Genomic DNA, 6,491 nt, shown 5'->3' on the forward strand with positions numbered 1-6,491 from the left:
CCCCCGCCCAGGAGCGGTAGGCGGCCACCGCCGTGGGCAGGGTGGGGAAGATCCGGTCGGCGCCGACGGACTCGCTCAGGCCGTAGGCGTCGAGTTCGTCGCGCAGGTCCTGCTTGACCCGGGCCAGGGCGAACACGATGCCGCGGGCTTCGAGTTCGAGGCGCAGGGCGTCCAGCGAGTCCAGCGCGGTGATGTCCACCTCGACGTTCGCCTCGGTGTTGAGGACGAACCACCGTACCGGCTCCGGCTGTTCGGCCAGGGCGGCGAGCGCCCGGCGCCGCAGGTTCTCCGCGTTGGCGAAGAACAGCGGGGAGTCGTAGCGGTAGACGAGCAGTCCGGGGACGGTCCGCGCCTCGGGGTAGTCGTCGACGTCGTGCATCCCAGCCACGCCCGGCACCAGGCCGAGCACCGCGTCGTGCGGCCGCGCGACCCGGCTGAGCAGCTCGATCACCGACAGTCCCACCGCGACCAGGACGCCGTAGAGGATGTCCAGGGTCAGCACGCCGACCATGCATCCGAGCGCCAGCAGCAGTTCACGGCTCCGGAAGGAGGCCAGCCGGCGGAAACCGGCGAGGTCGATCATCCGGAGTGCGGCGAACACGACCAGGGCCCCGAGCACGGCGTCCGGGGTGTCGTGCAGCAACGGGCTGAGGAACAGCAGCACGGCGACCACACCGAGGCCGGCCGTGAGCGCGTACAGCTGGGTACGTCCTCCGGCCGACTCGGCGAGCGCGGTACGGCTGGCGCTACTGCTCACCGGGAAGCCCTGGAAGAAGCCCGCGCCGAGGTTGACCGCGCCGAGGCCCAGCAGTTCCTGGTTGGCGTCCAGCCGCCGTTCCTCCCCCGATCCCTCGAAGGCGCGCGCGGTGAGGATGAAGTCGGTGTAGCCGACCAGGAGGATCCCCAGCGCCGGCAGCAGCAGCCGGTTCAGCTCGGTGAGGTCCGGCAGCACGGGACGGGGCAGCCCGGCCGGGATCTCGCCGATCACCGCGAGGCCGTGGTCCTTGAGCGAGAACGCGGCCGAGATCGCGGTGCCGAGCACGACGGCCAGCAGCGGGCCGGGCAGGCGCGGGAGGAAGCGGGCCGCCAGGAGGAGGAAGAGCAGGGTGGCGGCGCTGAAGGCGACCGTCGGCAGGTGGGCCTCGGTGAGGTTCGACGCGAACGACGTCAGCTGCGGGAAGAACCCCTCCCCCCGCACGTCGATCCCGGTGAGCTTGGACAGCTGGTCCACGATCATGATCAGTGCCACGCCGGCGAGGTAGCCGATCAGCACCGGTCGGGAGAGCAGGTCGGCGACGAAGCCGAGCCTGGCCAGCCAGGCCAGCACGCACAGCAGGCCGACCACCACGGCCAGGCTCGCGGCCAGGACGGCGTAGCGGGCGGTGTCGCCGCCGGCCAGCGGCCCGATCACGGTGGCGGTCATCAGCGCCGTGGTCGACTCGGGCCCGACCGAGAGCAGCCGGGACGAGCCGACCAGGGCGTACAGCACGATCGCGGGCAGGATGGCCCACAGCCCGGTGACCGGCGGCAGCCCCGCCACGCTCCCGTACGCCATGACCTGGGGCACCAGGTAGGCCACCACCGTGGCACCGGCCACCAGGTCGCCCCGCAGCCAGTCGCGCCGGTAGGAGCGGAGCACCGTCAGTCCCGGCAGGGCGGGCACGAAGCGGTGCCGTCGTCGGTCGGGGGGAGCACCGGCGGCCATGGATCTCCTCAAGGGCTCCGCAACGCCGTCACGGACGGGGGCCGGCCGTCGCGGCGCCGCGGCCGGCCGCCGCCCCGCCGCCGGCGCCGGACACTCTGCGGGCGACGAACTTGCCCAGTTCCCACAGCAGCAGGAGCGCGACGGCGGCCAGCAGGGCCCAGCCGAACTGCCGGGCGGTGAGGTCGGTGGTCCCGAGGAGGCGGTGGAAGGCGTCCATCTGGGTGACCAGCACCGCCAGGGCGAACTCGCCGAGGGCCGCCAGGTTCATCTGCTTGCTGTCGAAGGTGCGGACGGTCAGCGCGGAGCCGCGCTCGCTGCGGCACTCGTAGGCCGCCACGATCAGGCAGAGGGCGAAGGCGGTGAACGCGATCGAGTTGCCGAGGGGCGCGCTGTGGTAGTGCGCCTCGCCCAGCTTGGTCAGCCCGAGCAGGGCGACCGTGACGGCCAGCCCGGCGAGCCCGACGGTGATCATCACGGGCCCGGTCAGCACCGTCTCGCCGCGCGGGCGCGGGGTGCGCCGCATCAGGCCGGGGCTCTCCTGGTCGAAGCCCAGGGCGAAGCCGAAGGGGGCGTTGACCACGAAGTGGACCCACAGGACCTGCGCCGGGGTGAACGGCTCGCCGGCGGCGATGTTCAGGAGCGCGGCGCCGAGGAAGGTCAGCACGAACGTCACCAGCAGCACCAGGACGAACCGGATGTACTTGGTGAGGTTGTCGTAGAGCTTCCGGCCCTCCTCGACGGCGTACACGATGGTGGCGAAGTTGTCGTCGGCGAGGACCATGCGGCTCGCGTTCTTCGCCGCGTCGGTGCCGCTGCCCATGGCGATGCCGATGTCGGCGGCCTTGATCGCCGGCGCGTCGTTGACGCCGTCGCCGGTCATGGCGACCACGTCGCCCTTCCGCTTGAGCGTGGCGGCGAGCAGCACCTTGTGCTCGGGCGCGACCCGGCCGAGGACTCCGATGCCGTCGATCCGGGCCAGCCGCTCGTGCTCCGGCAGGGCGGCGAAGTCGGCGCCGAGGACGGCCTCCCCCTCGATGCCGAGTTGACGGGCGATGGCCGCTCCGGTGGTGACGTCGTCGCCCGTCACCATGCGGACCCGGATGTGGGCGGCCTGCGCGCTGGCGATCGCGGCCCGTGACTCCTCGCGCGGCGGGTCGACCATGGCCACCAGGCTGGTCATCCGCAGGTCCTCGACGAACGCCAGCAGGTCGCCGTCCGGGTCGAAGTCCGCCGGGTCCAGGTCGCGGACGGCCCCGGCCATCACCCGCAGCCCTTCGCCGCCCATCCGCTCGGTCTGCGCCTGGGCGCGTCCGCCGAGTTCCGCGTCCCAGGGGACGACCACGCCGTTCGAGTCGGCCGAGGAGGCCCGGGCCATGACCGCGGGGGCCGCGCCCTTGACGAAGCACCGCACCACCGCCCGGCCGTCCGCGTCCTTCGCCTCGTTGAAGCTGGCCATCAGCTTGTAGGTGGGGTCGAACGGCAGCGTGGCGAGCCGGGGGAGGCGCTCCCGGGTGGCCTCGATGTCCAGCCCGGCCTTGTGGCAGAGGACGAGCAACGCGCCCTCGGTCGGGTCGCCGACGACCTCGCCGTCGACCAGTTTCGCGTCGTTGGCCACCAGGTGGGGCAGGACGGCGTCCTCGATGCCCGGGGCGGAGCCCGCGGCGTGGTGGATCCGCCCGTCGAGGCGGTAGCCGGTGCCGGAGACGGTGTAGCGGTCGGCTGGGGTGAGCACCTCGACGACCGTCATCTGGTTCATCGTCAGGGTGCCGGTCTTGTCGGAGTTGATGGCCGAGGTGAACCCGAGGGTCTCGACGGACGGCAGTTCCTTGACGATCGCGTGCCGCTTGGCCAGGTTGAGGCTGCCGACGGAGAGGATGACCTGGCTGACCGTCGGCAGCGCCTCCGGGATGGCCGCGATGGCCAGCGAGACCGCGCTGACGAAGAGGGCGTCCCACGCCTGGTCGCGGCTGCGGCCGAGCGCGAACATCACGACCATGGTCAGGCCGGCCGCCGCCGCGATCCACAGCGTCAGCGTGTTCAGCTCCCTGGTGAGCGGCGACTGCTCCTTCTCGGTCGCCGACAGCATCCCGGAGATCTTGCCCAGTTCGGTGCCGGAGCCCGTCGCGGTGATGACGAGCAGTCCGCTGCCGTGGGTGACCGGGGTGTCCATGAACGCCATGTTGGTCTGGTCGCCCGGGCCCAGCGCCCCGGCCGGCAGGGGGCCGGTGTCCTTGGCGGCGGGGACGCTCTCGCCGGTCAGCGCCGACTCGTCGATCTGCAGCGCGCTGGCCTCGACGATCCGTCCGTCCGCCGGGACCTCGTCGCCCGCCCGGACGAGCACCACGTCGCCCACGACCAGCTGTTCGGCCGGGATCTGCGCCTCCGTCCCGTCCCGCCGCACCCGCGCGGTGGCCTTCATCATCGACCTCAGCGCGTTCATCGCGCTCTCGGCCTTGCCCTCCTGCCGCAGGCCGACCACCGCGTTGAGCAGCGTCAGGACGATCAGCAGGATCCCGGTGGTCCACTCCTTGATCGCCAGGGAGACCGCCGCCGCCGCCAGCAGGATGATCTGCATGTAGCTGCGGTACTGGTCGAGGAAGCGCAGCCAGTCGGGCCTCGCCTTCTCCTCGGGCAACGCGTTCGGCCCGTTCGCGGCGAGCAGTTCGGCCGCCCGGGCGGCGCTGAGCCCGGTCGCCGGGTCCACCCCGAGCGAGGACGCGACCTCGCGGGGAGGTCGCGCGTACCACGGGTCCGGGGACTCCTGCGGGCCGGACGGCCCAGCCTGCTCCGCCATTCTTCACTCCTCGGGATCCGGGAACGTCCCCCCTTGGACGTCGGTCGGTCCGACGCGTCACCACGGACGGATCACGCGCGAACGGATCACGCGCAGCCGCCGGATCACGTGCGGACGGATCACGTGCGGACGCCCCGTGGGGCCTCCGTCTCCAGCAGGCGCTTGGCCGCGCGCAGGTCCTTGCGGATCCGCTCGTCGACCGTGGGGAACTGCGGATCGATCTCGATGAGCGTGTGCGCGAGCACCGCCGCCGCGCAGATGCGCGCGAACCACTTGCGGTCGGCCGGCACGACGTACCAGGGTGCCCACGGCGTGCTCGTGGCCGACAGCATGTCGGAGAACGCCTCCTGGTAGTCGTCCCAGCGCTCGCGCTCGCGGATGTCGGCCTCGGAGAACTTCCAGTTCTTCTCGGGCAGGTCGATCCGCGCCAGGAAGCGCTTGCGCTGCTCCTCCTTGGAGAGGTTCAGGAAGATCTTCACCACCTTGAACCCGTTGTCGGTGAGGTAGCGCTCCCAGTCGTTGATCTCCCGGTACCGGCGGTGCCAGACTCCGGGGCCCTTCGCCTCCTCCGGCAGCTTCTGCCGGTCGAGGTTCTCCGGGTGGACGCGCACCACGAGGACCTCCTCGTAGTGCGAACGGTTGAAGATCCCGATGTCCCCGCGCGCCGGGAGCCGCTGCGCGTACCGCCACAGGAAGTCGTGGTCGAGCTCCTCCGTGGAGGGCACCTTGAAGCTGCTCACGTGGACGCCCTGCGGGTTCACCCCGCTCATGACGTGACGGATCGTTCCGTCCTTGCCGCCGGCGTCGAGCGCCTGGAGGCAGAGCAGCACGCCGTAGGTGTCCTGGGCCGCCAGCCGGGCCTGGTACTCCGAGAGCAGCGACACGCCGGTGCGCAGCAGCTCGACGCCCTCGCGCTTCTTCATGCCCGCCTTGTACCGGGGGTCGAAGTCCTCCGCGAGGTCCACCCGCGACCCCGGTTTCACCCGCAGCGGCTTGATGAACTTCGCAATGCGTTTGGCCGTCCGTCCGTCCGACATCGCCTGTACCAGCTCCTCTCGGGTCCGGCGGGCATCGGGAGGCCTGCCGAGCGCCCCGTCCGCACAGGCGTCCTCGACGCGGCGGAAACCGGGACCGACCAGCACGGAAGAGTGCTACCTGCCACGCTGTGGCCGCCGGTCGGCCGTGTCAATCCGACGGTGTCCTTCCGGAGCGGGCCCACCCGCGCCGCCCGGCCGGGGCGCTCGCGGCCGGTTCGCCCGTCCGGCGTCCGCGTGTGGCAGCGCCCGCGGCCCGTGCCGACGATGGGGCTGCCGGTGCAGTACCCCCGCGATCGGAGGCCGTGATGGCGACCCTGACGGTATGGCGCTTTCCCACCGCGAACGGAGCCGACGAGGCGCTCGCCACCCTGAAGAGGCTGGGGCGCCAGGAGCTGATCAAGGTCCAGGACGGAGCGGTGGTCACCTGGCCGGAAGGGGCCAGGAAGCCGAGGACCCGCCATCTGAGCGACATGACCGGCATGGGTGCCGTGGGCGGCGCCTTCTGGGGCTTCCTCCTCGGAATGATCTTCTTCGTGCCCGTGCTCGGCGCGGCCCTGGGCGCGGCCGGCGGCGCGCTGGGGGGCCACCTCGCCCACGTCGGCATCGACGAGGACTTCGTCAAGCGACTGCGGGAGAAGGTCACTCCCGGCACCTCCGCCCTGTTCGTGCTCAGCTCCGACGCCGTGCTCGACCCGGTGAGGTCGGCGTTCGAGGGCCTGCACGCCGAGCTCCTGGAGACGAACCTCTCGGCCGACGAGGAGGCCCGGCTGCGCGAGACGTTCACCGAGGGCGAGTGAGGCGACCGCCGACGCGGGCCGGACCGTCACCGCCCGTTGCACGGGGCGCGGCCGTGCGGCTCGGCCGCGCGAGGTGCACCTGCTGCTGCTGCCGTCCTTGACAGAAAAGAGTTCGATGGTGTAGCTAGTTCGATTGCAGACCGAGGAGATCAGTAAGG

The 6,491-nt window shown here is 71.8% G+C and carries 4 protein-coding genes; 1 reads left to right on the forward strand and 3 read right to left on the reverse strand.

Annotation, left to right across the window (positions count from 1 at the left end):
- From ACIQOV_RS21435 to ACIQOV_RS21445, 3 genes are all read right to left on the reverse strand, one after another.
- On the reverse strand, nucleotides 1–1,705 hold a 1,705-nt coding region (locus ACIQOV_RS21435; RefSeq protein WP_401050693.1), incomplete at its 3' end, for a SulP family inorganic anion transporter.
- Between the two features lie 28 nt (nucleotides 1,706–1,733).
- Nucleotides 1,734–4,499, reverse strand: coding sequence for a cation-translocating P-type ATPase (locus tag ACIQOV_RS21440; protein WP_401050695.1), 2,766 nt, complete (start codon nucleotides 4,497–4,499; stop codon nucleotides 1,734–1,736).
- A 119-nt stretch (nucleotides 4,500–4,618) separates the two neighbouring features.
- Entirely contained in the window at nucleotides 4,619–5,536 is a 918-nt protein-coding gene (locus ACIQOV_RS21445) for a polyphosphate kinase 2 family protein (protein WP_401050697.1), read from the reverse strand.
- Nucleotides 5,537–5,841: 305 nt separating this feature from the next.
- On the opposite strand from ACIQOV_RS21445, the gene ACIQOV_RS21450 reads away from it, so the two are divergent.
- Nucleotides 5,842–6,333: a DUF1269 domain-containing protein gene (locus ACIQOV_RS21450; protein WP_401050699.1), complete on the forward strand. Its 492-nt coding sequence runs from the start codon at nucleotides 5,842–5,844 to the stop codon at nucleotides 6,331–6,333.
- Nucleotides 6,334–6,491: the final 158 nt, after the last annotated feature.

Source organism: Kitasatospora sp. NPDC091257 (genome assembly GCF_044757675.1).
Classification (GTDB): domain Bacteria; phylum Actinomycetota; class Actinomycetes; order Streptomycetales; family Streptomycetaceae; genus Kitasatospora; species Kitasatospora lactacystinica.